26 protein-coding genes are annotated in these 25,997 nt (G+C 59.5%); 18 read left to right on the top strand and 8 right to left on the bottom strand.

Annotated features, from left to right (window positions below; translation table 11 throughout):
• Positions 1-12: 12 nt before the first annotated feature.
• Both ACVOMF_RS01105 and ACVOMF_RS01100 read right to left on the bottom strand, forming a co-directional pair.
• Complete coding sequence (locus tag ACVOMF_RS01105; protein WP_481507672.1) at positions 13-429, bottom strand: hypothetical protein; 417 nt, start codon at positions 427-429, stop codon at positions 13-15.
• A complete protein-coding gene (locus ACVOMF_RS01100; protein WP_481507671.1) occupies positions 426-947 on the bottom strand; it encodes a hypothetical protein in 522 nt (173 codons plus the stop codon). Before ACVOMF_RS01100 ends, ACVOMF_RS01105 begins: the two co-directional genes overlap by 4 nt.
• Before the next feature lie 1,077 nt (positions 948-2,024).
• Between ACVOMF_RS01100 and ACVOMF_RS01095 the strand changes: the two genes are divergently transcribed.
• The 7 genes from ACVOMF_RS01095 to ACVOMF_RS01065 all read left to right on the top strand — a co-directional run bounded on the left by ACVOMF_RS01095 (position 2,025) and on the right by ACVOMF_RS01065 (position 9,530).
• Positions 2,025-2,315 carry a hypothetical protein gene (locus ACVOMF_RS01095; protein WP_481507670.1) on the top strand — a complete coding sequence of 97 codons (291 nt, stop codon included), beginning with the start codon at positions 2,025-2,027 and terminating at the stop codon, positions 2,313-2,315.
• Positions 2,312-3,013 carry a hypothetical protein gene (locus ACVOMF_RS01090; RefSeq protein WP_481507669.1) on the top strand — a complete coding sequence of 234 codons (702 nt, stop codon included), beginning with the start codon at positions 2,312-2,314 and terminating at the stop codon, positions 3,011-3,013. The genes ACVOMF_RS01095 and ACVOMF_RS01090 overlap by 4 nt, the downstream gene beginning before the upstream one ends.
• Positions 3,010-4,179: a hypothetical protein gene (locus tag ACVOMF_RS01085; protein WP_481507668.1), complete on the top strand. Its 1,170-nt coding sequence runs from the start codon at positions 3,010-3,012 to the stop codon at positions 4,177-4,179. Before ACVOMF_RS01090 ends, ACVOMF_RS01085 begins: the two co-directional genes overlap by 4 nt.
• Positions 4,176-4,937: a hypothetical protein gene (locus tag ACVOMF_RS01080; RefSeq protein ID WP_481507667.1), complete on the top strand. Its 762-nt coding sequence runs from the start codon at positions 4,176-4,178 to the stop codon at positions 4,935-4,937. Before ACVOMF_RS01085 ends, ACVOMF_RS01080 begins: the two co-directional genes overlap by 4 nt.
• A gap of 115 nt (positions 4,938-5,052) precedes the next feature.
• Positions 5,053-6,048 carry an ATP-binding protein gene (locus ACVOMF_RS01075; RefSeq protein WP_481507666.1) on the top strand — a complete coding sequence of 332 codons (996 nt, stop codon included), beginning with the start codon at positions 5,053-5,055 and terminating at the stop codon, positions 6,046-6,048.
• A gap of 767 nt (positions 6,049-6,815) precedes the next feature.
• Positions 6,816-7,262 (top strand): hypothetical protein, encoded by a 447-nt coding sequence (locus ACVOMF_RS01070; protein ID WP_481507665.1) that lies wholly within the window; start codon positions 6,816-6,818, stop codon positions 7,260-7,262.
• Between the two features lie 1,731 nt (positions 7,263-8,993).
• Positions 8,994-9,530: a hypothetical protein gene (locus ACVOMF_RS01065; protein WP_481507664.1), complete on the top strand. Its 537-nt coding sequence runs from the start codon at positions 8,994-8,996 to the stop codon at positions 9,528-9,530.
• Positions 9,531-9,729: 199 nt separating this feature from the next.
• Here the strand turns inward: ACVOMF_RS01065 and ACVOMF_RS01060 are convergent, their stop codons facing one another.
• Positions 9,730-9,984, bottom strand: a complete 255-nt coding sequence (locus ACVOMF_RS01060) for a hypothetical protein (protein WP_481507663.1) — start codon at positions 9,982-9,984, stop codon at positions 9,730-9,732.
• 237 nt (positions 9,985-10,221) lie between these two features.
• Here ACVOMF_RS01060 and ACVOMF_RS01055 point away from each other — a divergent pair, with 237 nt between their 5' ends.
• The 8 genes from ACVOMF_RS01055 to ACVOMF_RS01020 all read left to right on the top strand — a co-directional run bounded on the left by ACVOMF_RS01055 (position 10,222) and on the right by ACVOMF_RS01020 (position 18,247).
• Positions 10,222-11,025: an alpha/beta hydrolase family protein gene (locus ACVOMF_RS01055; protein WP_481507662.1), complete on the top strand. Its 804-nt coding sequence runs from the start codon at positions 10,222-10,224 to the stop codon at positions 11,023-11,025.
• Positions 11,026-11,286: 261 nt separating this feature from the next.
• Complete coding sequence (locus ACVOMF_RS01050) at positions 11,287-12,363, top strand: sensor histidine kinase (RefSeq protein ID WP_481507661.1); 1,077 nt, start codon at positions 11,287-11,289, stop codon at positions 12,361-12,363.
• Between the two features lies 1 nt (position 12,364).
• A complete protein-coding gene (locus tag ACVOMF_RS01045; protein ID WP_481507660.1) occupies positions 12,365-13,180 on the top strand; it encodes a LytR/AlgR family response regulator transcription factor in 816 nt (271 codons plus the stop codon).
• Between the two features lie 106 nt (positions 13,181-13,286).
• Positions 13,287-13,727 (top strand): nuclear transport factor 2 family protein, encoded by a 441-nt coding sequence (locus ACVOMF_RS01040; protein WP_481507659.1) that lies wholly within the window; start codon positions 13,287-13,289, stop codon positions 13,725-13,727.
• Positions 13,728-13,738: 11 nt separating this feature from the next.
• Positions 13,739-14,737 carry a TolB family protein gene (locus ACVOMF_RS01035; RefSeq protein ID WP_481507658.1) on the top strand — a complete coding sequence of 333 codons (999 nt, stop codon included), beginning with the start codon at positions 13,739-13,741 and terminating at the stop codon, positions 14,735-14,737.
• 25 nt (positions 14,738-14,762) lie between these two features.
• Positions 14,763-16,991, top strand: a complete 2,229-nt coding sequence (locus tag ACVOMF_RS01030; protein WP_481507657.1) for a DUF5916 domain-containing protein — start codon at positions 14,763-14,765, stop codon at positions 16,989-16,991.
• A gap of 57 nt (positions 16,992-17,048) precedes the next feature.
• Positions 17,049-17,297 carry a hypothetical protein gene (locus ACVOMF_RS01025; RefSeq protein ID WP_481507656.1) on the top strand — a complete coding sequence of 83 codons (249 nt, stop codon included), beginning with the start codon at positions 17,049-17,051 and terminating at the stop codon, positions 17,295-17,297.
• A 107-nt stretch (positions 17,298-17,404) separates the two neighbouring features.
• Positions 17,405-18,247 (top strand): EAL domain-containing protein, encoded by an 843-nt coding sequence (locus ACVOMF_RS01020; RefSeq protein WP_481507655.1) that lies wholly within the window; start codon positions 17,405-17,407, stop codon positions 18,245-18,247.
• On the opposite strand, the gene ACVOMF_RS01015 is transcribed toward ACVOMF_RS01020, so the two are convergent.
• Together ACVOMF_RS01015 and ACVOMF_RS01010 are read right to left on the bottom strand one after the other, a co-directional pair.
• Positions 18,192-18,653, bottom strand: coding sequence for a hypothetical protein (locus ACVOMF_RS01015; RefSeq protein ID WP_481507654.1), 462 nt, complete (start codon positions 18,651-18,653; stop codon positions 18,192-18,194). The two genes, ACVOMF_RS01020 and ACVOMF_RS01015, sit on opposite strands and share 56 nt — an antisense overlap.
• Before the next feature lie 120 nt (positions 18,654-18,773).
• The gene (locus tag ACVOMF_RS01010; protein WP_481507653.1) at positions 18,774-20,612 is read right to left on the bottom strand and encodes a GGDEF domain-containing protein; all 1,839 of its coding nucleotides are present in this window, start codon (positions 20,610-20,612) and stop codon (positions 18,774-18,776) included.
• Positions 20,613-20,810: 198 nt separating this feature from the next.
• Here ACVOMF_RS01010 and ACVOMF_RS01005 point away from each other — a divergent pair, with 198 nt between their 5' ends.
• Together ACVOMF_RS01005 and ACVOMF_RS01000 are read left to right on the top strand one after the other, a co-directional pair.
• Positions 20,811-21,023 carry a hypothetical protein gene (locus ACVOMF_RS01005; protein WP_481507652.1) on the top strand — a complete coding sequence of 71 codons (213 nt, stop codon included), beginning with the start codon at positions 20,811-20,813 and terminating at the stop codon, positions 21,021-21,023.
• A 21-nt stretch (positions 21,024-21,044) separates the two neighbouring features.
• Positions 21,045-21,248 (top strand): integrase core domain-containing protein, encoded by a 204-nt coding sequence (locus ACVOMF_RS01000; protein ID WP_481507688.1) that lies wholly within the window; start codon positions 21,045-21,047, stop codon positions 21,246-21,248.
• 212 nt (positions 21,249-21,460) lie between these two features.
• Here ACVOMF_RS01000 and ACVOMF_RS00995 read toward each other — a convergent pair whose 3' ends face one another.
• The 3 genes from ACVOMF_RS00995 to ACVOMF_RS00985 all read right to left on the bottom strand — a co-directional run bounded on the left by ACVOMF_RS00995 (position 21,461) and on the right by ACVOMF_RS00985 (position 24,062).
• Complete coding sequence (locus ACVOMF_RS00995) at positions 21,461-21,787, bottom strand: diacylglycerol kinase (protein WP_481507651.1); 327 nt, start codon at positions 21,785-21,787, stop codon at positions 21,461-21,463.
• 326 nt (positions 21,788-22,113) lie between these two features.
• The gene (locus ACVOMF_RS00990; RefSeq protein WP_481507650.1) at positions 22,114-23,352 is read right to left on the bottom strand and encodes a sensor histidine kinase; all 1,239 of its coding nucleotides are present in this window, start codon (positions 23,350-23,352) and stop codon (positions 22,114-22,116) included.
• A gap of 17 nt (positions 23,353-23,369) precedes the next feature.
• Complete coding sequence (locus ACVOMF_RS00985) at positions 23,370-24,062, bottom strand: response regulator transcription factor (protein ID WP_481507687.1); 693 nt, start codon at positions 24,060-24,062, stop codon at positions 23,370-23,372.
• Between the two features lie 74 nt (positions 24,063-24,136).
• Here ACVOMF_RS00985 and ACVOMF_RS00980 point away from each other — a divergent pair, with 74 nt between their 5' ends.
• A complete protein-coding gene (locus ACVOMF_RS00980) occupies positions 24,137-25,780 on the top strand; it encodes a phosphoethanolamine transferase (RefSeq protein WP_481507649.1) in 1,644 nt (547 codons plus the stop codon).
• Positions 25,781-25,997: the final 217 nt, after the last annotated feature.

The following is a 25,997-nucleotide window of genomic DNA, read 5'->3' as shown; positions in this document are numbered from 1 at the left end:
CGGTGTCCGTGGTCACAGGTCCTGCGCTCGTTTGCGCGCCAGCGCCGCCTTCCCGCGCCAGCCCATCACCCCTCCTCCCGCCGCGAAACCGATCGCATAGTGCACGCCGACACCGGGGCTGACGCCGATCAGTGCGATTACAGCACTGACCACCCCAAGCACCGGGTACACCAGTCCCAGGAGCATCATGCGCAGTGAACGGTACCGTTCGATGCCCGCCACGCCGGCCTTACGCCAGCGCAGGAAGGCATCGTGGAGCAACGCGTGGCTGAGTGCGGCGATTCCGCCGAGTAGCACGCCAGCCAGGACGTGATACAGCTCACTGGATACCCAGGCATGCAGCGCTGACATGATCGGAAACAGCGCGATGAAGAAAACGAGCATCGTCATGTCTGCCGTGTGCGCACGTTGGGAAATTGCAGGTGTCATTGGTGTTTCTCCTTCTGTAGTGCGATGAAGTTGGCGATGGCTTCGGGGTCGTCCCATAAGGGCCGTACGTGTGCCCGGTCGGCTTGCTGCTGTGCGGTCAGAGCCTGGTCAGACGACCAGCCATGGCATGCTCGCCACGCCTTGGACGGTCGATAGAAGTTGGCGTGCTGCATTTCGATAAAGCCCTTGCGCCTGAGGAAGGTGGGTAGTCTGGGATTCTGCACGCGCTCCACGAAGAGCGCCGGCCAAGGAATCAAGGTATCGCACAGCCCAATGAACTCGGTAAGCCAGCCCCGGCCTTTGAGGCGCGGGTTGAGCTGAATATTGCTCAGGGTCAGCACGGGGACGTCATCACCCAGCCCGGCCAGCACCTGGCGCGCGTGCTTGATCCAGATCCGGGTGCCGGCGCGCTTGAGCTCAACACAGTCGGGGATCTCGCCGGCCTCGACCAGCGAGATCCATTTGAAGAGCTGCAGTTCGATGCTGGGGATTCGGTTCAACTGAGCGTTGCTCATCATGTAACAGTTACCTTTACGGGCCTGGTGCAGCGAGCAAGATCTGCGGCGGTACAGCTGCGCTGTCCCGCCGACGGGTGATAGCGCTGGAGGGGCGTGTCGCACCGGTCATTGGCCTAGGCCGAGCGCGCCATTGCACCGATCATTTCATTCAGCGCCGCGCAGCGCTAGTCGGTCTGGAAGACGATTTCGGCGGATACTGCCTACACTCCGGTTTCGTTACCGTGGCCGACAGGCAGGGAGTGGCATTGCCCGCGGTGATGGCCATGTCCGATCACCGCTCGGTCGCAAGCGTCGCCGACTATTATCAGGGAGGCAGCGCGAAGGACGATCCGGCGTCACGCTTGAACTCTTCGCTGTATCGCTTTCTATGCTGCATGACACTCCTCCTGCCCGATCGCGGGGCATAACTGAAGTGTCCGTGTTAGCGGGGTAGAACCCAACGTATCAGCGTGAGGTCCAATCTGCAGGCGTCCTGATGATTACCGACAGAGAAGCCTTAAGATTCTGCGACACTGCGGCGAAAAGGCTCGCCCAGAAAGCCAGTTCCCTTTCCCGGAAACAGATAAGCACAGAAGCTTCAGTGGCAACGATGAAAACTATCGTTAGATTATATTAATTAACTTTGATTAGATAATAATTATTAACTTGGACGACTGCGCCGGGCGGCCGTGAGAACTAAGATGGACAGGGCGCTAAAAGACTATTGTAAATAGTCTAGATACCTGCTAGGTTCGGGAAATCCAGTGTCATATCAATCACTTGGATGATGGATAGTGCTATTTCTATCCCTGTGGCCACCCCGGGTGAACCGTTCGGCGCGCGCTTTACTTCGGAAAAGTAAAGGAGGAAATCAAAGGCGTCACATGGCCTCAAATAAATGCCCCCGGGTAGGACCGGGGGCGGGGTGAAACTAGGACGTACATCCTGCGTCTGACATTACCCCCTTTTGTGGCCCACGTCCACCCCAGGCTTAACGAAGCCTGGGGTGCGGGCACCTATTGTCCAAAAGAGGCGGTTATGAGAACTCAGTTACCTACCCAAGGAGGCCGCGCTGCAGCGCAGCCCCGATACCTTGTTTTGCCATCCCACACGACGTTGGCGGTTCCTGACGTCCTGCTCAACCCCCATCAACCCTACGCCCTGCGACCGGTACGCGTGGTCCAGGACTCAACCCGTGATCCGGAGGAAGCCGAGGTATCGGCCCTCAAGGGATTTGCCCTGTTCAATCGCCGTAACGGCGCCTTGGAGCGCTTGTTCGTGCTGGAAGAGCGCGGCGGCTTACTGGAGTGGATGGTGGCCAACACCCCGGGCCGGTCCTGCATGGAACCACCCAAAGACGTGACGGTGGGTGCGGGGGTGTATCCATGAAACCCAACCCCGACTTCGCCATGCCCGAGCAGTTGGAGTATCCCCGCCCCTACGCGAGTCGACCACTCTCGCCGCGCGAGCTCAAGAAGCTGGACGTCTACTCCTACCTCTCGCCCAAGGAAGGACGGCTTGTCAGGGTGGTGGGACTCTCCTTGATCGTGGCCTTGCGACTGGAATTCTCCCCGGACGTCTCCAGCTATGTCGAGCGTCCGCGGCGACTGATCTGCAACGGCCAAGCCCATGAGCTTTCGTTCTGGTACCGCGAGCGTAACGGCCGCGAGCGTTGCGTCATGGTGGTGCCTCATACGTCCAGTTCGGTGGACCCGACGGGCCGACGACAGCACCGCCATGCGCAACTCTTGCTAGAGGCAGCAGAGAGCGCAAGCGTACCGCTGCGCTTTGAGGGCGAAGCCCAGCTACTGGAAGAGAAGCCCCAGAGTCAGGCACGGCTTCGCATGCTGCCTATGGTGCAGACCGCCATGCGACTGAACAACCGACTCCCGCTGCGTCAACGCATTCTCGAGTTCGCAGGCCAACTGGAACGCTTCCGTCTGAGTCAACTGATCAAGGCACTTGAAGGCTACGCCCCGGCGGACGTGCGTGCCATCGCCTGCGACCTGATCCATATCGGACGCCTGCAGGTGGACGTCAATGCAACGCTCTCAGATGGCTCGCTCATGTGGAGGACGGCACCATGAAGAACACTCTTGAGGTCCCTGATAGCGAACTTTTGACGTGGGCCATGCCGGATCGTATGTCCGTCCAGAAAAAGCACAGAGAAGCATTCGATAGGCGAGTCAAAGCATTGGGCGCGGTATGGGCAGGCACCAGCGTGGCGTTCGCATCAAAGCAGCACGGAGTTGACCGTGCAACGCTAGCGACGATGATCGAACATGCTCCTACCTTGGCTGACGATGGCAAGCCGAAGGGCTTTCGGGTGTGCTTGCCATACTTTAGGCATGGCAACTCGCCCTCGCCTAAAAGCAAGACAGTCCCGAGTAAAGCGCGGCCGCACGCGCTCAATCAGCTGCTCACGAGCGTAGGCGACATCGCCGACTTGGTGACCGGCTACAAAGGGCAATTGCCCATCCGCAACGAACGCTGCGCAGCGTTTGAGGCCCTTTTCAAGCGGTTCAAGGCGGTTCTCAGGCAGCACGGACTGGTACAGGACTACCCGCTGAATACTCCGGACAAAGGTCGCCGGGCATTGCTGAAGTACTTCAAGCGCCAGCGCGCCCATTGGCTTACTGACCAACTGGCCTTAGCGGAGGAGGACGAGGGGTTGCCTGACTTTGCCAAGCAGTTGGCGGACAGACCCATGGACCGCGTTGAGTTCGATGGCCACAAGACAGATGTGGAGTGGCATGCACTGATTCCGCTGGCAACAGGCGGATGGATGAAGAAGCTCATCAGCTGCATCTGGATACTAATCATCGTTGACTGCGCATCGCGAGCGATCTTGGCTTGGAATCTGGTTGTGGGCGCTAACTACAACCGTTTTGATGTTCTGCGCACGTTCGCAAGTGCGCTGACTCCGTGGCATCCCGACGGCTCGCTGCATCCAGACCTGAAGTACGCCCCTGGAGCTTGGATGCCCAGCATGGTCGAGTCGGCAGCTCAGATCCCTCGCGTTGCGCTGATCGCCATGGATAACCATCTTGCCCACATCAGCAAAATGGCGACTCAGAACCTCGGCTCAGATCAGCTAGGTACAGTGAATTTGGGTGTCGCCGGCATTCCGGAAGGCCGTCCAATTGTGGAGTCTTTGAACAAGCGAATAGAAGAATTCTGTTTGCGGTTCATCGCCGGCGGCTTCAAGCCCAGTCACACGCTTGGCGTCAGTGCCAAAGCCACCACGAGTTGAATCCTGCAGACCACCCCATCGATCTTGAAATGCTGCAGGCAGCGCTGGATATCTGGGTGAGCGCCTACAACGTCACCCCGCAAGAGGAACTGCAGCAGCACTCACCGCGGGATGTATTCGACGCGCACGTGGCTCATGGCGGATGGATCGGCACCTCCTCGCTCACTTCCTCTGACAGAGAGGAACTGCTAACCATTCGCATCACCCCGACGTTGCGGGCATCCAAGTCCGATGGCGGTCTTCCGGTGGTTAACTGGGCGAATGCGCGATACCGCTCTTCCAAGCTCAGGAAGCGACACGACCTGATTGGCAAGAAATTCAAGGCCACGGTAAATGCCGACGACATCCGCACGATGTCCTTGTGGGATGAGGACGGAAACAGGCTTGTGATCCTGCGGGCGCTTCCTCCCTACGCGGCCTCCCCTCACACGTTGGAGATGCGGCGGCGCATCGAACGAGGCAAGTCCAGCGGCCTGTACCAGATCCCCGCAGGCGCTGATGCGATCGCCATCTACAACAAGTTCGTTCGAGAGAAGGCGGCAAATCTGCAGTGGGCCACAGACGAGTTTGTAAGGCAGAGCATGTTGGAAAAGCCTGGCCCCAGCGGTGCATCTCCGACGTACGGAGGAGCCGTCAAAGCACCTTCGAACACGTTCAGGGGCTTCAAGCCCTTCCACGGCACGGTAACGCTGACCTCGCCAAGAAGAGACAGCAAACTGCAAATGCAGGTGAGCCCGCTACGAAGCCGCTGCAGTTAACTCGCTTCCTTCTCGAACGAACGGCTGCTTTGGAATCTGAGCAACTACTGATCATCCAAGGTGAGGCACGATCCGGAAAAACCGGCCCCTTGTTTTTGCGTGGTGGGAGACGCCTATGAACGCCAACCTCCAGCCTGATCCTATGGTCCAAGCGATCGTCCAGGCAATGCACACCCTGGATCGCCCAGTGATCCCTACCCGCCCTTCGGACCGCCTCACTGCGGACGTAGCTCTGGCCATGGAAGCAAAACACAAAGGCCTGCTATTGCGTGGCAATGGGCGCGTCGGGAAGACCTTCGCCGCGCGCATGCTCGCCCAGACGTATCAATGGCGGCCCTATCCGCTCAGCGTTTTTGAGATGAGCTACGGAAACCCCGGCACGTCCACGGAGTCCTACTTCATGAACTGGGGCATCGCCTCCGCCGGTCTGAAGATCATCAAGGCAGCCAGCGGGCCGGACATTGTCGCGAGACTGTGCAATCACTTGGTGGCTCGCACGGCAATGCATGAAGAAAAGATGATCATGTTGATATGTAACGAAGCCAATCGCTTTGAGATTGAGGAGTACAATCACCTCGTCACGCTCGACAATGAGCTCGAGGGACAAGGCAAGCACCTGTTCGTCCTGCAAGTGAGTCAACAGGACGCAGATGTGGGCTGTCAGCAGGGGCTGCCTACGAAGTTCCCTTCGCACATCACAGGCCGTTTCATGATGGCTGAACATTCCTATACGGGCTTGCTGTGGGATAAGCCGAAGGATGAGCTCGACGAGCCGTATGACGACGACGTAACTATGGCTCTGCGCGAGTATGACCACGGCAAAGCCGCTTGCTCGGCCTACTTCCTTCCGAGGGCGTCACAAGAAGGCTGGACGCTGGCTTCGCAGATTCGGGACATACGAGAAGAAGTCGGCGAACTGCGAGCGAAGCACAACCTGCCGACCTTGGCCCCCTGGCCCATGAAGACCTTCGAGTGCTTTGTCTACTATCTTCTGGTCCGGGCAACGCAGAAGAATCCGAACCTCACACATTTCACACGTGATGACATTCGTGACGCGCTCCGGTTCTGCGGCTACATACAGCTTGAACTTTCGCTTTACCCGGATCGCTAGCGATGGAACTACAGGCCCATCCCTCAAGCTTCGTGGGTGGCGATATGGGGGACGCCCCGTACATCTCTGATTTTGGGGCGTTCATCCGTGTTGTCCGTCTGAATCGCCTGCTCCCGCGGGATTACTTCGCTGCTTTCGGGATGCGTGTCAGGCGTCGGGATGACCTTTCGGCCATCCTGACGTTCTCACAGGCGCGTCGGACGCAATTTTGGTGCTCCATCGGAATCACGCCGCCTCCTACCGCTTCCCTGGATACTTGGATTCCGGCCAAGGGAGCGGTTTCGGTTCTCGAACAGGGCTGGCTTTTTCGGTTTTGCCCTGAGTGTCTTCGCCAAGCCTATCACTGCAACTTGATGCAGATGCCTTGGATCGGCCAATGCCCGGTTCACTCTGTTCCGTTGCGAACTACGTGCCCTCAGTGCGACGCCAGTGTAGATACGACCGGAGAAAGCGGTAGACGGTTAATGGTTTGCGCTTGCGGCTACGACCTGGTCGACGAGCGCTTGGCGTGCCGCGGCAATTACCTCATGCTACCTGACCTCCAGAAAACTGTTTGGCCATACTTGGACTGGGCCCTCCAGGCACGAGCACTGAAGCGAGTGATCGCGCCAGCCCAAGCAGCGGACCTTAGTCCGCTCGTTAGGCTTATGGACTTTCCTGCATGCTTCTCACAGGGTGCGCCAACGTTCATAGGCGTGAGCAAGCCGCATCTCCGCGAGCTGAGAGTGTCAAGACGCACGTCTGTAGACGACACAGCGTCTGCACGGATGCGACTTGAAGCTTTGGCCTCCAGCGACCCTGGCATCGTCGAGATACCGAATGCCATGCTCGGCAGTCTTCGATCCACAGCCACGGCATTGATACGCAGCCTGCCTGAGCGTGCGCTGTCGCGCGGCGAGCTTGCCCTGTTCATGGGCTTCGGCGTTGATGTCGACGATGTACTGTCCACGCCAGCATCACGCAAGGCGTTCGTCGACATCGCCTACCTGCCGCCTCACCACGTGGCCGGAAAGTACTTCCTTAGCTTTCATGCGATGGACAAGATCGCTAGTCACACTGCCCATTCGGTGATGGAGCAGGTGCTTGGCGCCGGCTACGGTACTAGGGTCAAACTCGGTGCGGCGGAAGCTGACGTGCCGCTTGCTTTGCTGACCGTTGAAGCGATCTTGCTACGTGCCTACTCTGAGGGGATGCGCACGGTGCTGGCTAAGTAAGTCAAAGGCATGGCTTCGAGCCGGAAAACTCGCCCGCGTTCGAGTGTTCCCTGGATACTTCTAAGTACCGATAACGGAAGGCTGTCGTCGACACGGATCGCTTGGTTTCCAAGGCGAACGAACGCTCATTCAAGCTTGGCCGAACCAAGCGCTGGGAGCTGAACTTGCTGTGCAGCTAGCGCGCTGACAAGTGCGGCTATGTCCGCTACCGACCATTTGACGCAGAGCTGCTGGTAACTTTGGTCCTGCGGAGCGGGGCTGCGGGAACTTTTGGGCCTAGAACCAGCACTGCTGGAAGTTGTCGTCTCCGTCCAGAACCCAATCTCAAAGAGGTTCCAGATAAGACCCGTTGCTATTCAATTACTTGCTTAGCCGCTACTTCTCGGTCGTGCGCACTCCTAAGGATTCGGGGGAAATTGAGGCATGAGCGACACCTACAACCTGGACAGCCGTCCACGGTGCTGGGAACCGGGAACGCAATGCCCGGACAGCTGTGCCAGTGACCACTACCGGCGTGTGGTCAACAACCACGTTGCTCTGACAGGCCCATGGGCTGGTTGGCGACTGGCAGGACGAGATCTGGTCGCCCCAAGCGGCGAAAGGATCCCAGAACGCAGCAATGCAGCTGATTTACGTGACGCGACACGGAAAAGGAACGCTGCACGAAAAGCGCGTCAACAGTCGATGGTCAAGGTTGTTGTCGTGGACCGGGCGAATGGCGAGAACGCCACTTCAGAACGCGGGCTGTGTAACGCCGTCAACGCAGGGGCAACGCCCCTGCACCCCCTATTTGCAAGCGTTATGGACGGCGTTGTCATAGGCACTGGAAAGAGCAAAAGAGCGCCTAGTTCCTGCTGCGTTGTAAACAGCATCTCGTTGCCGCTTAGCACTCTCGCAGGCGTAGCTCGAACCCGTAGTGCGGATCGTCGCTCCTGTAGCGCGACCACCACCGCCTCCGCCAACAGAAGCAACGTACGGGCGCTGTGCCGCACGACGTGCCGCAACTTCACGCTCCATCTGGGCAAGCCGAGCGCGTAGGTACGGGTTGTCCTGATCTGGGACAGCTTCCCAAGCTTTCGCCGCTGGACCGTTCGCGCATGGATGAGACTGGTAAGAATCCGGCTTTCCACGCTCGACGCACTTGTAGACCTGTTGAGCACCCGCGCTGCCAGACAATGCAAGCAAACTGGCTACAAAAATTCCCCTGTTCATCCCGGCTCCCTGCTGGACATGAGCCAACATCATACAAGGAGAAATAGCGACCAATTTAGTGACGGATCACGTAAATATTGAAAGCAGCCCGATATGGGCAACGTAATAAAAATAGGACGCCCAACGCGTTCTTGGCACTCGCAGATCCAGCTGGCCAGCTGCCATCACCGGTGATGCCTGACCACGCTCCCGGCAACCTCCGCCTGCGACGGACGCAATTCGGGCACTGTGGCCTCCGCTGCTGCCGTCAACAAATGTTGACATCTCGAAAATCGTCAACTATTGTTGACGAAATGAAGCTACCAAAGATGCTACCTGACCCCGACAACAGCGCCGATGCGCTGGCGGCTGTCCTTGCATTGCGCCAGCTGGCGGACGAGCTCGAGGCGAGTTCGGTGCACGCGGCCCTGCGCGCTGGCTGGTCTTGGTCCCAGATCGCCGAGGCCCTCGGGGTCTCGAAGCAGGCCGCCCATAGACGCCTTTCCCATCTCCAACCCACGGCAAGGGAGTAACGCAACCATGCTTACAACGTTCAGACGTCATCTGCAGGACTCCCAGATCCTCGCGTCCCTTTGCAGTGCCGCGGAGGAGATCGCCCGTGGCCACGGCCACGCGAAGCCCGGCTCTGAACACTTCGTGCTGGCCGCGCTTGGAATGGCGGACAGAACCACCATCGAGGCATTCAAACGACTCTCGCTGACGGAGCAGGATTTCCTGGGCGCATTGGAGTCGCAACAGAAGGCAGCACTTGTATCCGTTGGCATCGCTCGGCCGGCAACGTTGTCCCGGCCTTTCGCCGATGCATTGCTCCCACCCAAAGCACGGTTGTACGAAGCCGATGCCTCAGGCCAATCGCTCGTTCAACGCCTGGCGGACTCCCGCGCTGCGCGGACCAGGCGCAACCTGCTCGGTGCAGATGTCCTGCTGAGCGTCGCACAGGAGTCGCATTCGCGTGCTGGCCGCGCCTTCCGCGCACTTGGGGTCACCGCACAGCAGATCACCGATGCGGCGTCAGCTGCCATCACCTCGCACGCGGCGCAACCTGACCAGTCCTGAAGACACCGCCCCCGATGCCGAGGGCTACCGGCAGTCCCGCAGCAAGCGTGAAAGGAGTTCTGTCGTCTATCAGCAAAAGCAATTCATATCAAACTGGAAGCGAACAAATGCCGTTCCCGGTTGCTACCGTTTTTAGAGCCATCGAACCAATATAGATGCGGCATAGCTTTTGGTGCGCAGACGTGGAGGAGCGGTCAGGCTATTCAAACGCGTGATTGTATGCGGCCTCGGGAATTCCTTTCGAGCTTGCTAGCCGGTACCAGTGCGATGCACGCTTGTCGTCTTGATCTACGCCATGGGCACCATCACTATACATATTCGCCAAATTAATCTGAGCCTCTCCGTTCCCCAACCTAGCCGTACGCAAAAAGAGGCTGGCCGCCAGTTGGTAGCGACCGGCCTCATAAGCGTCACATCCACCTTCAAGAAGACTACGAGCAAGTTCATTCTTCATAGCATCAACCCAACTCAAGCTGCAAATAAATCAATTAGAACAAACCGCATAGGTTGGAGAAGGAACATCTAAATCTTCACAATCATCAGGAAATATCTCGCAAAGGAGCTGACAGGAGCCTTCATCTCCGTTTTTACAAGCCACCATGAGGGCGAGTTTCAGAGCTAGTAGCGGCCCAATCGCTTTAATATATGGCGGCTTGCGCTTGTATGTCTTCTTGCCAGTCTGCCCATCCTTTTGCCGGTACTGCTGCTGTCACACGGCAGCGGTGGCAGTGCTCGCATGATGGGCTGGCTCGGCACAGCCCTGGCGCACTCGGGGTATGTAGTGGTTGCGGTGGACCATCCCGGCAATAACGGTGTGGATGCGATGACCGAAGCCGGAAGTATTCTGGCGTGGAACCGGGCCGATGACCTCGCTGTGGCATTGGCTGCGGTGCAGGCCGACCCCGTGCTGGCTCCGCATGTGGATGCGGGTCGGCTTGGGCCGGTGGGATATTCGGCCGGCGGGTTCACCGCGCTGGTGGCTGCCGGCGCGAGGCCGGATATGTCCCGGTTGGCTGCCTTCTGTAAGGCATCGCCTAAGGATGGTGTATGCATGCCACAAGTCGAGAATCCGGAAATGGCCCTTGAGCGGTGGATGGCGGCGGCCGCTACGCCGGTGCTGGCACCTTGGGTAGCAAGGTCGGCGGAGGATCGCCGCATTCCCAACGTTCGCGCTGTGTTCCTGATGGCGCCAGCAATCGTGCAGGCGTTCGAGCCGGGTGAACTCGCACGGTTGGAGGCTCCGCTGTCGGTGGTTGTGGGTGAGTCCGATGCGATTGCCCCGCCCGCCAGCAACAGCAAGGTCATTGTCGAGGCGAACGACAATGCACGACTTCAGGCACTCCCCTTGGTAGGTCACTACGACTTCCTTGCAGACTGCACGGAACTGAGCCGTGAGCGGCTAGGAAAGCTGTGCGAGGTGAATGCCGACAAGCAGGTTACGCATCAGGCAGCGATCCAGCAGGCCAGGTCGCTGTTTGATTCCATGCTTCGGTAGCTGCACATCTGGAGCTGGGTTTGGACCATTGTCTGCATTAGGTCTGGTGTTCCGAGCCACCCCGACAAATCTTCCTAATCCCTTCCCTTCCGATGACGCTCTGGGCCAAAAGTATCCAATGTCGGCCCCGGAGCTTGATGGGATGTTGGCGGATGATTCATTGGTACCCACCGACGAAGTTGTGCAGCGCGTTGGTCTCGGCACTACCAAACTCGCGTGCTTTCCCCGCATAGTGCAGTCCCCAGCAGGCGAGCCTTTCCCTTGAGCAGCAGTGTCCGTCAGCCATCGTTTCTGCTTACTTCCAAGGATCTGTTCTGGCCTTTGCAGGTCGGGGGCTGGCTGGCCTACTTTGTACTGCACTTCCTGGCGGCCATGGGCGATGGGCGGCCATTGAGTTATGTGGTTGCGTCCGTGTCAGTCAGCTTGTGCGGGTTCGTGACCACTAGCGTGCTGCGATTGGGCTACCGTTGGTTGTGGGGCAAACCCCTGTCGCTGATGATCCCGGCCGCTGTGCTTATGCTGTTGGCGGCAACGCTGGTGCAGATGAAACTGCATGTCACCATTACCTTCCAGTATTGCGACGATTGCCGGATCCACAGCCTGTTCGGCTATCTGTGGTATTTCGCGTCCACCTTGTACGTACTGCTGTCCTGGAGCGGCCTGTACTTCGGTATCAAACTGGCTCAGCACCTGCAGCGGCAGAAGGAAGCCGCGCTGCTTGCCGCCAATGCGGCCCATGCGGCGCAGTTGAAGATGCTGCGCTATCAGCTGAATCCGCATTTCCTCTTCAACACGCTCAATGCCCTTTCCACGCTGGTGCTGGATGACCGGCGGGATACCGCGTACCGCATGATCCGTGACTTGTCCTCGTTCCTGCGGCATTCGCTGGAGTCTGACCCGGAGCAACAGGTGACGCTGCATGACGAAGTAGAGGTACTAAATCTCTATCTGGATATCGAACGCCTGCGGTTTGGCGATCGCCTGTGCGTGATGGTGGATATCGCGCCGGATGCGGCCACTGCACGGGTTCCCAGCCTCATCCTGCAGCCCTTGATGGAGAACGCCATCAAGTACGCCGTATCCACCCAGGAAGCGATCAGCCATATCGAACTGGTGGCACGTCGGGACGGGGACTATCTGGACGTGCACCTACGCGACGATGGCCCGGGACTTGAGGCCACCTCAGGCAACGGGGGCGTTGGTGTTGGCTTGAGCAATACCCGCGAGCGTCTACGGGTGATCTACGGCGAGCGGGGCCTGCTGCACATTGCCGATCGCCCCCCTCGGGGCGTCGACGTGCTGCTGCGTCTGCCCTTTGTTACCCAGGCTGAGCATTGAGATGACCCGCATTCGCGCCCTGATCGTCGATGACGAACCCTTGGCCCGGCGTGGTCTGCAATTGCACCTGCAGCGCCATGCCGATGTGGAAGTGGTCGCCGAGGTCGCCAACGGTCGTTTGGCGCTGGAAGCCATTGCCGCGCATCAGCCGCAGCTGATGTTTCTGGATGTGCAGATGCCAGGAATGAGCGGTCTGGACGTGTTCCGCGCTCTGCCCGTTACGCAGATTCCGCTGACCGTTTTCGTCACCGCTTACGACCAGTACGCGGTGGCTGCGTTTGCAGCCAGTGCGCTGGACTATCTGCTCAAGCCCATCGACGACCGTCGATTGGACGAGGCCGTACAACGTGCCCGCGCCTCCTTGGCCGCGCGCAAGGCAGAGGACCATTACGAGCGCCTCCTGAAGCTAGTGACCACGCTGCCCGGCGTGAACCGGGCCGAATTGGATGGGTTGTTGGCTGACGCGGCCCCTACACAAGGCAAGCTGCGCATCCGCGACGGGCAGCAACTGCTCACTCTCCGCCTGGATGCGATTCGCTGGGTGGACGCGGCCGGGGACTACATGTGCATCCATACCGATCAGCAGACCCATGTGCTGCGCTGCACGCTGCAGGAACTGCAGCGCCGCTTGGACCCGCAGCACTTCGTGCGGGTGCACCGCTCGACCATCGTCAATCTGGCGCGGGTGAAGGACCTCCGCCCGCACCAAAATGGCGAGTGCTTCCTGCGGCTGGACTCCGGGCATGAGATCAAGCTCTCGCGCAGCTATCGCGACAAGCTGCAGATGATCGGCGGCCGTCTGGTCGCGGCCCCGTAACGGCTCGTCGCAAAAGAGCCTCGGTTCGTCGCAAGCCGGCAGACAACCCGGCCTGTTGGATCGTTCAATGCGGTGGTCGCCATCACGGCCCTGCATTGGAGAACCCATGACTGTCCTCGCCCTGCTGCTGGGTGCCGCCACCGCCACGGCCCCTTCGCCTGCCCCTCCGGTCGATACCGCTACGTTGGCAGCGATCGAGGCTACTTGCTTCGACTACGTAGATGGGCAACTGGAAGGCAACCCGGAACGCGTGGCGCGTGCCCTGCACCCGGATCTGGCCAAACGCATGGTCATCGGCGACACGCCTTACGAGCGGCTTGGTCTGCGCCGCATGGGCAAGGAAGAATTAGTCGGCCTCACCCGGCAGGGTGCGTTGAAGACACCAAGGGAGCAGTGGGACCGAAGCTGCAAAGTGCTCGACGTGAGCGGTAATGCAGCGTCCGTGCGGCTGGAGACGCCGTGGTTTGTCGACTATTTCCACATGGGCCGGTTCGATGACCGTTGGATCATCGTCAACGCGCTCTGGTACAGCAAGCCCAAACCGTGAGGAGCAAATGGATGAACAGCGCCCGCTTGCGCATCTACTGTCCCTGCCTTGCGTTGTTGTTTGCGACAAGTTGTAGCGCGGATGCGCCTACTGCCCTGCCCCGCTCCGGCGGCCATGCAGCACCTGCGCAGGCATCGCTGCAGCTCCCGGCGGCCGTTGCCGGCAAAGTTGTGCTGGTTGGCGAAGATTGGCTATCCGGCCCACGCAACGACTACAACCTGAGCATGGATGCTGACGAACGGATGCTGGTGTTCGCCCGCTCCGACGCTGACTTCAAGGACGCGCATATCTGGATGGCTCGACGTACGGATGCTGACTGGAGCACGCCGGTTGAAGTTCCATTTTCCGATTCGCGCTACAAGGACTCCGATCCCTGGCTGAGCCCGGATGGTCGGGTGCTGTACTTCGTGTCCAACCGGCCCGTGCCGGGTACTGCCCTCGCCAATGGCAGCCTGGACATCTGGCGAGTCAGCGTGACCGAGGACGGCTTCGGGGCGTTGGAGCATCTCTCCGGTGTGTCCTCGCCCAAGGACGAGCTGGGACCGGAGCTGCATGGGGGCTGGTTGTACTTCAACAGCAGCCGCGAAGGCGGTCCGGCGAAAATGGCGCTGTACCGGGCCCGGGTAAGTAGCAATGAATTCGACGCGCCCACTGCCTTGTCCGCACCGTTCAATGACGGCCGCATACAAGGCGACTTCACACTCTCGCCCGATGGACGACTGGCCTTGTTTTGGAGCCAGCGCGGCGGCGCGTCTGGACTGGACCTGTTTGTCACATGTCGGGCCAGCGACAGCTGGGCCACGCCGGTGCGCCTGCCGCCACCGATCGGCAATGCCGCGATGAGCTTTACCCCGGCCTTCAGTGCCGACGGTCGTACGCTGTATTTCTCCAGCATGCGTATGGATGCCGAAGCAAGGGACACAGCAGCGCTGATGAATGGCCAGTCCAACCTCTATGCCGCGCCGGTCGATCTGGTACGCGCCGCAGTGGCGGATGCCTGCGATGCTTGACTGGAAGCGTCGGAGCGTACGCCCATTGGTCGGATTGTTACTGGCGGCGGCCTTGCCTGCGGCCGCGAGTGAACCTGCCTTGCGAGTGGATGGGATCATCAATGAGGACCTGTGGGTACAGGCGCGGGGGTTTGATGACTTCCGGGTGACCCATCCCTATACCCAGGCAACACCGACCCACCCGACCCGGGCGCTGTTGCTGTCCTTGCCTGAGGGGCTGGCGATAGCGTTCATGGTCACCCAGCCTCCTGGCACTGCGAGGGTCAAGCCGCGCGCCGGTCGCGATGCGGGCATTGAGGCGGATCGGGTGAATGTGGCCGTGGACTTCGATGGCGACGGAAGGCAGGCGTACAACTTCATGGTGACGTTGGGCGGCGCGATTGGTGATGAGTCGATCACCAATGAGAACCGCTTCAACGTCGATTGGGATGGCGTGTGGGACTACGCCGTGCATGAAACCGACCAAGGCTGGTCGGTGGAAATGCTCATCCCATGGACCGTCGCGGCCATGCGCGAAAACACCGGCGACGCGCGCACGATCGGCATCTACTTCGACCGTGTGATTGCCAGCCTCAACGAGCGCAGCGCAAGCCCCGGCACGAGTTTCCTGCAGCCGCGTTATGTCTCGGCATTCACTCCCGTAGAGGTCGTGCAGCACCCCGACCAAGGACGGTTGTCCCTGATCCCCTACGCCTCGTTGTCCAACGACCTGCTCGACGGCCGACTGAACCACCGGTTGGGCGCGGACCTGTTCTGGAAGCCCTCGGGAAAGCTGCAGATGAGCGCGACGCTCAATCCCGATTTCGGTCAGGTGGAAGCAGATGATCTGGTCGTGGACTTCAGCGCGATCGAGGTGTTGTTCTCCGACAAACGTCCCTTCTTCACCGAGAACCAGGGCGTCTTCGATTTCCGGATGCCTGATGCCGGGCGGCTGATTTATACCCGTCGCATCGGCGGGCCCTCGGACGTCGATGGGCAAGCCAGCGACATCGATGCTGCGCTCAAGCTCAGCGCGCATGTCGGCGACTTCCAGTTGGCCACGCTGGCCGCGATGGAATCGGGTTATAGCGAGGACATCGGCCGCACCTTCATTGCCCAACGCGCGTTGAAGCAGTCTGGTGATCTGGGTCTTGGCTGGCTAACCACCTGGACAGACCGACCGGCGCTGAAACGCACTGCGCTGGTCAACGCGCTGGATGTGGGATGGCGTGCAAGTGATCGCTGGTCGCTGAGCGGACAGCTGCTGGCCAGTCGCGTCCTGCAGGATACCCCGGCTTTCGGTTTTGGCGGCTGGCTGCGTGCGGCCTACGTGGGCACACAGTGGGAGCAGGAACTGGAGCTCACCCGGTACGGCGAGGGATTGGATTTCAACGACCTGGGTTACCAGCGCCGTGGCAGTTTTCGCGAGCTGGGGGCGGTCACCACGCGGCGGATTGCCACGTTTGCACCCGCCGACCGGCGCCGGAGCGTCACCTGGCAGATCGAGCCACGGCTACGCTACAACGACGAAGGGTTGCGACTGCCGGCCGAGCTCACCGTCAAACGTACCGCGGCATTGCGTGCCGGCGGTCGCCATGAGAGCGAGCTGAGCTGGACCGGTGACGGCTATGACGACCGGATATCGCGTGGCCACGGGCCGGTGTGGCAGCGTTCGCGCCTGGATACCCTGCTGCACGGCTATACCAGTCCGCGCAGGGGACGCTGGTCGTGGCAGTTGCAGGCCGGGCTACTCAACACCGGCAACGAAGCGTTGGCGCAGCAGTTCAAAGCCAAACTGCGCTATCACCCGCGTGATGACCTGGACATGGGGCTGACCGTACTTCCGCGCCGGTCACGGGACTGGCTGCTATGGCGTGAGAACACGTTGTTCGGTAGCTATCACAGCCGACGGCAGGAAGCGACGATGGATCTGAACTGGTTCCCAGGCCGACGCCACGAACTGCGTCTGAAGCTGCAGTGGCTGGGCCTGGTGGCTGACCAACCGGTCGCCTATCGGCTCGACGCGCAGGGCCAATTGCACAGAAGCCAGGAGAGCGTTGAGGCGTTCACGCTCAGCGAGTTCGGCATGCAGTTGCGGTATCGCTACGCATGGGCGCAGCGGCGTGAGCTTTACCTAGTGTATGCGCGCGGCGGCACTGAATCGCTGTTCTACGACGAGCAGCGCCGCATGCCCGGACTGCCGGCGCTGTTGGCCGACGCGACTGGGCTGCGTGATGCCGACCAGCTGCTGGTGAAGCTACGTTGGGAGTTGTAGTGTTGGGTCCCGATAAACCGCCCCAATCAACTGGTGTTTTCCGTTCCAGCATCCTTGATGACCCTAGACTCGCATTTAACGTTACTGGAAGATCTCGCGCGATCTCTGGAGAACGAGGCGGAAACCCTCGCTGCAGCCATACGTGCAAGAAAATTTGAGACCATCCGACAGGCCGCAGCGCGTGCGTTTGCCTATGCCGGGCAAGCAGATGAAGAAACCGTAGACCGCCTAGTTCGGCGTGCCTGTCAGGCATCGATCACACCAGCAGCAACCAAGACTGAGGCGCAAGAAATCGTTGCCCAATAGGGGGCCTACTATCACCCACAGCATCGGTACTATTCGGCGACCCATCTTGTCTGGGGTCAGACACGAGCGTAAAAGTATCGTCAGGTGACTTAGGGGAGAGGGCATCGATGAATGATGACGCACGACTACTCGTAAATGAAGTCCGCGACGCCCTGCTGAATGGCGAACTTTTCCTGGAGTACCTACCCACGGTCGATCTGCAGAATGGCGGCCGCTGTGTGGGGGCCGAGGCGCTGGTTCGCTGGCGGCGTGGCGAGAAGGTGATCATGCCCATGCAGTTCATTCCATCCATCGAGGGAACGCCTGTTGCTGGGCTGCTGACCTACTGGGTTATCGATACTGTCGAGACTGAACTTGGCGCTTGGCTTCGTCAGCACCCCCATGCTCACTTGAGCATCAATGTGCCTCCGGAAATTCTCGGCCGTGGCGGATTGGAGTATGCCGCCAGGAAATCGCGCCTAATCGATGTGCGTCAACAGATCATTCTAGAGATCACGGAACGGGGGATACCGGATGCCGTGGGGCTAGAGGAGCTTAAGGATCTGGCGTCCGATTCGGTGCGTATTGCGTTGGACGATGTGGGCATGGACGACAGCAACCTGCTCGTGCTGTTCCAAACACCAGTTGACGTATTGAAGTTGGACAAGCGCGTCGTGGATGATATCGATGCGCCTGACTCCCAAGGACTACTGGCTGGACTTTCTCCGCTGATCCGTGCCAGCCAAAGAGTTGTAGTTGCGGAGGGCATTGAGCACCCGGAGCAGGCCAATCTGCTCCGGGACTCCGGTATCGCTTGGGGACAGGGCTGGCTGTACTCCAAGGCGCTTCCCGCACAGGCGTTCATTGCCTGGCACGTAACCCATCAATATGTTCCGTCCGCGCGTTCAGCCCGAATCAGTAAACCGCCAAGTGCCCACATCCGCGGAACTGCGACTGACCTTCCAGAGTGATGTGCACACTCGCGCCAGTATCCAGACCGCGCTGGTCTACACAGGACTGACGCACGATTTCCACGATGATTGCGTGCGGCTTATCACCGGATTTTACTTCTCCGAGCAACACCGACAGCGAGCTTGGCGCATCCGCAGGTTGCCCGCGGTAGAGGAGTGTTCCCTCCATGCGTGTTCCTTCACGAACCAGCTCAATGTCATGGTTGCCCTGCCCCGTCGACCTGATGTTGATGGTCCAGTCTTTGCCACCGCCAACAAAGGCGGGGACTGGGCTCGCCCCTTGCCCAGGAATGCTTGGCCGGAATACGTCTTCCTGCTGGGCATCCACTCCAGAAATCGCTTGGGTTGCACAGCCCGCCGTGACCGTAGTCAGAATCAATGGAACCAAGGAACGGACCATGTTCATGGATTTTCTCCAATCAAAAAAGGCGCTGGATCTTAGGTGAGAGGTATGGAAGTCACGATGAACCGACATGCCGGACGCATATCCACAGTCTCGATGAGCCATTGCCCGTGACAACAATCGCTAAGATGCGACTTGAACCCGGTTTCGCCCTTGTTCCTTTGCCTGATACAAGGCTGTATCCGCCTTCCGGACGAGTGCTCGCCATCCAAGTGCGTCCAGATCCCCTTCGGCGACACCAAAACTCGCGGTAGCCCGAATCAAGGTGCCATCAGGTACTTGAATTGCATATTCCTCCAACGCTTGTCGCAACGATTCTGCCAGGTATCGGGCGCCCAATAGGTCTTCGGATCCAAGCAAGATGAGGAACTCCTCGCCTCCATATCGAGCGACGGTGTCGGTCTCCCGCACAAGACCTTGAAGTAGGCGCGCAATCTGAACAAGCACCTCGTCTCCGACAGGGTGCCCGTAGCGGTCGTTGATGGCTTTGAAATGATCCACGTCCAGCAAAATGACGACACCCCGACGCCGCGGCGTTGGATCCTTGTGACGTTGCCGAACCACCATTTCCAACGCGCGCCGGTTCAGTACGCCGGTCAGACTGTCCGTCTCAGCCTGCGCTCTCAACTCGGAGGTGATGGCTGATCGTTCGAACAACTTGGAACGTAATACTTCTATAGCGTCAAACAGCATCTGGATTTCCGCCACCGGGTGGGTATCGGCCCGCTCTTCACTTGGTGCATCGCGAGCCAGTTGAATGACTCGCTCTTGCGCGATCAGCAAGGGCTTTAGGACCTGTCGGTGCGCGATCCTGAGCGCAACGAGCAATGTCGTCAGTGTGCCCGCCGCAGTAACACCAAGCATCACCAGCCACACGGCGGAACGATCACGGGCTTCCTTGAATCTAAGGATCGATACTCCCAAATAGCCTGCGCGCAGCTCTTCCAAACACCGCAAGGTTGGTACATAGCGCCGGGTGAATTCCGCGGCGGTTACCGAGTAGCGCCCGTCCCGGCGCCCCTCCTCGACAATCTGATTCACCAGCGGCATGGACTCCCCAAAAAACTGGCGTCGCGCGATATCCCACGTGCGGGATAGGTGCGCATTGCTCCTGAAAACAGCCTCATGCCCATCTGCCAGTCGCCAAAGCTCCAGAAGCCGACCTTCGGTTAAAGTCACCTGACGTAGTTGCATGGTTTGCCATGGACCACCTACAGCGACTGGTGCCATGACGCTGGACGCCAGCCGTCCACCGTAGTCTCGAAGCTCTATGAGTACCTGCCCCTGGATCGCGGGAATCGCAGCCTCGCGGTTGGCTGCAACCAATGCGTTGATGCGCGCAGAGTTGTAGTAGTGCAATTGGTCAACCACAGTGAACATCGCTTGGATAACCTGCTCCACTTCCTCCTGGCGGCGCTCATTCAATGGTTTTGCTGCCACCTGATCCACTTGCTTCCGCGCATGATCGAGTTTTTGCCGAACCTGTAGGATAAGTTCCCGCTCATGCTCGACCTGCTCACCATCGGCAAGCATGCCCACCAGTGCATCCAGGACCTGATCAGCCTGGCGACGATGCGTTCGTAGACTCGTGGCCAGCTCGTTTCTGGTTGTTCCGTCTTGCAGGTCAGTACCCAGCAGACCATTCACCGGACCACGCTCAGCGGAGAGCAGGTTTGCGACTTCAAACGCCAGCCTGAGTTGGCACAAGCTTTCTAGATCGTCCTGGGCGGCCTCATAGCGCAGATAGCTCTGCAGCAGTGCAGTGCCGATGATTGGTAGTACGCAAAGGACAAACAACCCGGACACAAGCCAGATTCGCGCCCGTAGCGCACTAGGCATAACGTTCGCGCCCATGATGCCGCCTTGCCCCTTGTTGGGTAGCAATGTCTTGGTGGGTGGCAATGTATCTGCGTTTGAGAACTTCGCCAATACGCCTGATGACTTCACTTCTTCTTTTCGCAAGCTATGTTGCGATGTGACTTTAGCTTGCGTTCTTGATACTTGAAGCGCGCCCGTTGATTCGAGCCAATCAGAAGTAGAGTTTCCCTAGCCAGGAGCTCTGCGTGAAGAAGCTGAAATTGCCATGCCGGGGAAAGCGCCGTCTGCCTGACCGCATTCGAGGGCCGTTAGCCATACCCCCACACTTGGTCGGCAGACTTCATGGCCGGCGCCCTGTGGTCCGGGCGGCGCTTCTGCACCTTCAACGTCAACGACAATTTCAATCGCGAACCACTGAGAATCGAGATTAACACCAATCTGCCGTCGCGACGGGTGGTCCGGATGCTGGGCGGGGTCATGGAACTGCGCGGTACGCCTTGCCGCCTGCGACGGAACGACGCCCCGGAGTTCATCAGTACGACACCGCGGCAGTAGGCCCAGCGACAAGAGGTCGAGCTGCTGCACATCCAGCGTGGCAAGCCCACACAGAACGCCTTCACCGAGCGCTTCAACCGAACGTACCGCACCGGGGCCTTGCACCGCTACGTTTTTACCAGCCTACAGGAAGTCCAACGCATGACGAGGATTGGCCCCACCGTTACAACCACCAGCGACCTCATCACTCATTCGGCAGGCTGTCGCCCGTCGCCTATGCCGTGACATCATCAACCACCTCTGCTGAATAGGTGACTCGGAGAGCGAGGACGCTTCACTGGCTGCGTGGCCTGTTCTGGCGCGCTGGTGCCCTGATTCACATGACGCGACACACAAGAGAAGCGCAGCCGGAAAGCCCGTCAACAGTCGATGGTCGATGCGCCTCCCCCAGCAACCATCAACGAATGTTCCAAACGGCACGCACAGTTCGGTGCTCCTCACCCAAACAGAACCACGCCCCAGACCGCAGAAACCATAAGCAAGGCAATCGCCTGCGCTGCGCTCCCCATATCTTTTGCACGTTTTGAGAGTGGATGAATCTCCAGCGAAATGCGATCGACGACAGCTTCTATCGCAGAGTTCAGGAGCTCCACCAGCAGGCTTATGAGACACACCGCCAGCATGATCGCCCGCTCGACGGAACTGACCTCAAGTACGCATGCAGCCAGAACCAATGCTCCATGCAGGACTAGAAGCTGACGAAACGCCGCTTCACTCCTGAAGGCAGCGATAAATCCGTCCCGTGAGTAGAGAGCCGTATACATTATTCGTCTGACTCCCGATCTCCCATGATCGAACTTCCCCTCCTCCGCAGGTCCCGAGGATTTCACCTGACCTTCTCCTGTCTACTCACGTAGGCACAGCATGCGGAGCTCAGTGTCAGGACTTTGTCAGACCTTCAACCCAAGTGCAGGGGTGTCCAAGAACCTTCCGGGAGGCAAACTTCCATTCGTACCGGATAGCTTCCGTATACCCGCCAGGAAAGGTCAGCAACAGGAACTGTCGCTATTGAGCCAATCTTCCTTGGATGGAATCCCTTTGGATGGCACGGAAGCCGAGCTGAACACCTCCGGCACAGTACCTTCGCTACTTAGGTCGAGCCGCGCATATCGAGCGTGAAGCAACAGCCCGTATCCGAACTCTCCACTGCCATCTGCCAGCCAAGATGCTCGACGATGCGCTGCACGATCGAAAGGCCAAGGCCCTCCCCACTCTGCTGTGTGCCGGGAACGAAGCGCTGAAACTGTCGCGTATCGATGCTTGGGGGCAGACCCGGTCCCGTGTCGGAAATGGTGAGCCGCGTCCTATCCAGGACAATGCGCACCTCGCCTTGATCCGTGTACTGGCAGGCGTTGCGCATCAGGTTCCAGATGACGCTGCGGGCAAGCTCTGCGTTGGTATGCAGCCTGGTTTCCATGACCTTGTCGAACACCAGTCCTACCGGCTTGTTCCCCAGCCAAGGCTCGCAACGCGCCATACACTCCTCTATCAAAGCCAACAACGAGACCTCCGTGCGTGCAAGGCCCTGCGGGTCGCGCGAGAGCAGCAGCAGGCAGGTCAGCTGGCGCTGCATCTCCTGGGTGGTACGCAGGATACGCTGGCTACTCGCGACCAGGTGGCTATGCGCAGGGAGCTGCTGCTCGATCGTCTCCGCGGCACCGGCAATGATCGCCAAGGGTGTGCGAAGCTCATGGCTTGCATCACCGACAAAGCACCGCTCGCGCTGGAGGAACTGCTCGGCTTCGTCGCTATGCTGCGCGAATGCTCGGGCCAGCACCCCGATCTCATCGCGTGCGTCCTGGAACGGAAAGGGCATTTGCTTGGTCTGAACCGCCTCTGCCAGCCGGGTGATCGGGGAGATTACGCGCGCGGCAGTTACGCGACCGATCCAGAACCCGCAGAAGATGCAGAAAAGTATGACAACTGCTGCATATCCATCGATCACGTGCTCCAGGTACGCATACATCTGCGCATCCTGCTGGAGGTAGTAGCGCTCGCCGTCCAGATCGAACACGAGCAGATGCCAGGCATCGGCTTCCTCGACACTGTGGTAGCCCGGACCAAACCGACGCAACCCAACCGGAACCGAGGTGGAGTCATATAGCCGGCTGCCTTCGCGCAAACTCGGCCGAATCCCATTGGCCAGGCCCTTCTCCAACTGTTGCGCCTGCTCTTGCAACCCTTTGGAAATCACGTACGCCCGCAGATCGTCGTAGTCCAACTGCTCGGCAGCGATCACCACTCCCATGACCCCCACCATCAGCAGCACGAATGTGATGGTGATGCGCGTTTTGAGCGTCATCCTGCGAACAAAGGAGCCCATGATCATCTTCAGCCCGCCCACCTTTACTGGGCCACGTCCGTTGGGGCCTGCAGACGCCAACCGACCCCGTGCACGGTTTCAATAAGCGCGCTCGAGAATGACTTGTCGATGCACTGGCGAAGTTCATGGATATGTGTGCGCAGCGCACCGCTGTCGGGCGGATCATCACCCCAGAGCAGGTACTCCATTTCCCGCTTCCTGACGACATCCGGCGCTGCCCTTATGAGGCATAGCAACAGCTTATGCATGCTCGGCGTCAAGGTGACCACTCGTCCCTCCCGCATGGCAGTGGGCACCCGGCTGTCGACCTGCAAGTCAGCCCAGGTCAGAGAACCCTGCACCTGCCTGCCCTGTGCACGGCGCACCAGGGCCTTGATGCGTGCATCAAGCTCCTTGAGCGAGAACGGCTTGATCAGATAGTCGTCTGCGCCCACCTCCAGCCCTTGTATCCGGTCGTCCACCGGGTCCCGGGCCGTGAGCATCAGAACCGGCACGGGGTCCTGGAATTCCTGGCGTAGCCTGCGGCACAACGCCATGCCGTCCAGCCGCGGCAGCATGAGGTCCAGCAGGATGGCGTCATAGTCATTCTGTGTCGCCATTCTCAAGCCAGTCGCGCCATCGCGGGCATCGTCCAGCACGTACCCCAGGGGCTCGAAGAAGGCGTACAGATTGGCCACAAGCTCCGGATTGTCCTCGATGACAAGCAAGCGCGTCACGGCGGTATCGGCTGACAACTTCCTGACAATAGCTTTCTGAGACTGCGCGGACTTTCTATTCATTGGAACCGTGCGTGCTTCATCGTCTGACATCCCTGTGCCTGCATCCCATCCAACTTGGTTGGATAGCCGCACTCTTCTTCGCCAGTATCGGCAACCCAGCCCTTTGGAAAACGCTCGCGGCCACGATTGAGATCCATGACCCGCATAGCTTTTTCTTCTTCCTGAGCGTTCCGGTGTTTCTTTTCTTCGCCTTCAACCTTCTGTTGGCGCCGATACTGATCCTTCCCTACCTGCGCAAGCCGTTGCTGGCAACGTTGATCATCATCAGTGCCAGCTGCAGCTACTTCATGTTGCACTATAACGTACTGATCGACCGCAGCATGGTTCAGAACTTCTTCGAGACGAACCAGGCAGAACTGGCGTCCTACTTTTCGACTTCGTTGTTGCTGACAATCATCGGGCTGGGCGTACTGCCCGCGACAATGATCGGCCTGTGCAGGACCAGGAGCGCCAGCTTGCCGCGGACCGCATTTTGGTGGACCGGGAACATCGTCCTTTCCGCGATCGTGCTTGCCACCATTTCGCTGGGATTCTACAAGGACTATGCGTCCCTGCTCCGCAACAATCGCCATATCCGGGATTTGGTGCTTCCGTTGAATGTTGCGCGCCATGCGCATGGCTACCTGACCAGCCACCACGATGCAAAGCGGCAGCCGCTGCAACGCGTAGGCGAAGATGCCATTCGTCCCCCGCGTTCGCCCGGTTCCCGGCCAAAGCTGGTCATTTTCGTGGTCGGCGAGACCGCGCGGGCAAAAAACTTCCAGCTCAATGGCTATGCACGCCCGACCAATCCCTCGTTGTCCCGGTACCCGGACATCATCAGTTTCAGGAATGTCTCGTCTTGCGGGACAGCCACGGCCATCTCCGTTCCCTGCATGTTCTCGGGCATGGGCCGTGCGGACTACGATGCCGCACGTGCCATGTCCGAGGAGAACCTGCTCGACATCCTGCAACGCACAGGCATCCAGATCCTGTGGCGCAACAACAACAACGGTGGTTGCAAGGGTGTATGTGAGCGCATCGTCACCGAGGACATGCCGCGCATGAAGATTGCCGACGATTGCCCGAACAAGGATGGAACCTGCCATGACAGCGTGCTGCTCCATGGCCTCCGCACACAGATTGACGCCATGCAAGGAGACGCTCTGGTGGTGCTGCATCAGCTCGGCAGCCACGGGCCGACCTACTTCGAACGCTATCCGCAGCACAATCGGGTCTTCACCCCGACCTGCGACAGCAACCAGATCCACAGGTGCAGCAAGGAAGAGCTTGTGAACACCTACGACAATACGTTGCTGCAGACGGACGAGATGCTCGGTCGGACCCTGGCGCTGCTGCAGCACTATTCCGTCGAGCGTGACGTGGCGCTGGTCTACGTGTCTGACCACGGGGAGTCATTGGGCGAGCGAGGCATGTACCTGCATGGCACGCCATATGCGATCGCACCCCGCGAGCAAACCCATGTACCGATGATCATGTGGTTCTCGCCGCAGTTCCTGCAGAACGCAGCTCTGGACCATGCTTGCGTGCGTGGGAGCGCTTGGCGCAACGCATACAGCCATGACAACGTCTACCACTCGATGCTGGGGCTGTTCGACGTCCAAAGTCAGGTCTACCAGCCTGCCCTCGATGCCTTTGCTCCCTGCAGGACCTAAACAGCCCTCCGGCGACATGCCTGCGATAGACCAGCAGATCGGACGCCGTGCTTCAGTCGACCGCAAGCAGGTGCAGGCGACTGTCGCGAGCGCAGCTTCCGTGAGCGGGGCCATGCCCGCTCCGCCTGACGGCATGCGTCTGCACCTGTCGGGGATTGGAAGAAGGCACCGAGACAGAACGGGCTCTTCCCTACCCCGATAACCTTCTCTAACCAAC

The sequence above is a fragment of the Stenotrophomonas sp. STEN022 genome, assembly GCF_056760155.1.
Note: the sequence above shows the minus strand (reverse complement) of the source record. Positions and strands in the feature narration are given on the sequence as shown.

Excerpts from the sequence above, each read along its gene's own strand:
- ACVOMF_RS01100 (WP_481507671.1), bottom strand. The coding sequence starts at position 947 with ATGATGAGCAACGCTCAGTTGAACCGAATCCCCAGCATCGAACTGCAG.
- ACVOMF_RS01085 (WP_481507668.1), top strand. The coding sequence starts at position 3,010 with ATGAAGAACACTCTTGAGGTCCCTGATAGCGAACTTTTGACGTGGGCC.
- ACVOMF_RS00995 (WP_481507651.1), bottom strand. The coding sequence starts at position 21,787 with ATGTATACGGCTCTCTACTCACGGGACGGATTTATCGCTGCCTTCAGG.
- ACVOMF_RS01070 (WP_481507665.1), top strand. The coding sequence starts at position 6,816 with ATGCGACTTGAAGCTTTGGCCTCCAGCGACCCTGGCATCGTCGAGATA.
- ACVOMF_RS01065 (WP_481507664.1), top strand. The coding sequence starts at position 8,994 with ATGCTTACAACGTTCAGACGTCATCTGCAGGACTCCCAGATCCTCGCG.
- ACVOMF_RS01040 (WP_481507659.1), top strand. The coding sequence starts at position 13,287 with ATGACTGTCCTCGCCCTGCTGCTGGGTGCCGCCACCGCCACGGCCCCT.
- ACVOMF_RS01005 (WP_481507652.1), top strand. The coding sequence starts at position 20,811 with ATGGCCGGCGCCCTGTGGTCCGGGCGGCGCTTCTGCACCTTCAACGTC.
- ACVOMF_RS01060 (WP_481507663.1), bottom strand. The coding sequence starts at position 9,984 with ATGAAGAATGAACTTGCTCGTAGTCTTCTTGAAGGTGGATGTGACGCT.
- ACVOMF_RS00990 (WP_481507650.1), bottom strand. The coding sequence starts at position 23,352 with ATGATCATGGGCTCCTTTGTTCGCAGGATGACGCTCAAAACGCGCATC.
- ACVOMF_RS01035 (WP_481507658.1), top strand. The coding sequence starts at position 13,739 with ATGAACAGCGCCCGCTTGCGCATCTACTGTCCCTGCCTTGCGTTGTTG.
- ACVOMF_RS01105 (WP_481507672.1), bottom strand. The coding sequence starts at position 429 with ATGACACCTGCAATTTCCCAACGTGCGCACACGGCAGACATGACGATG.
- ACVOMF_RS01025 (WP_481507656.1), top strand. The coding sequence starts at position 17,049 with ATGACCCTAGACTCGCATTTAACGTTACTGGAAGATCTCGCGCGATCT.
- ACVOMF_RS01090 (WP_481507669.1), top strand. The coding sequence starts at position 2,312 with ATGAAACCCAACCCCGACTTCGCCATGCCCGAGCAGTTGGAGTATCCC.
- ACVOMF_RS01020 (WP_481507655.1), top strand. The coding sequence starts at position 17,405 with ATGAATGATGACGCACGACTACTCGTAAATGAAGTCCGCGACGCCCTG.
- ACVOMF_RS01015 (WP_481507654.1), bottom strand. The coding sequence starts at position 18,653 with ATGAACATGGTCCGTTCCTTGGTTCCATTGATTCTGACTACGGTCACG.
- ACVOMF_RS01075 (WP_481507666.1), top strand. The coding sequence starts at position 5,053 with ATGAACGCCAACCTCCAGCCTGATCCTATGGTCCAAGCGATCGTCCAG.
- ACVOMF_RS01045 (WP_481507660.1), top strand. The coding sequence starts at position 12,365 with ATGACCCGCATTCGCGCCCTGATCGTCGATGACGAACCCTTGGCCCGG.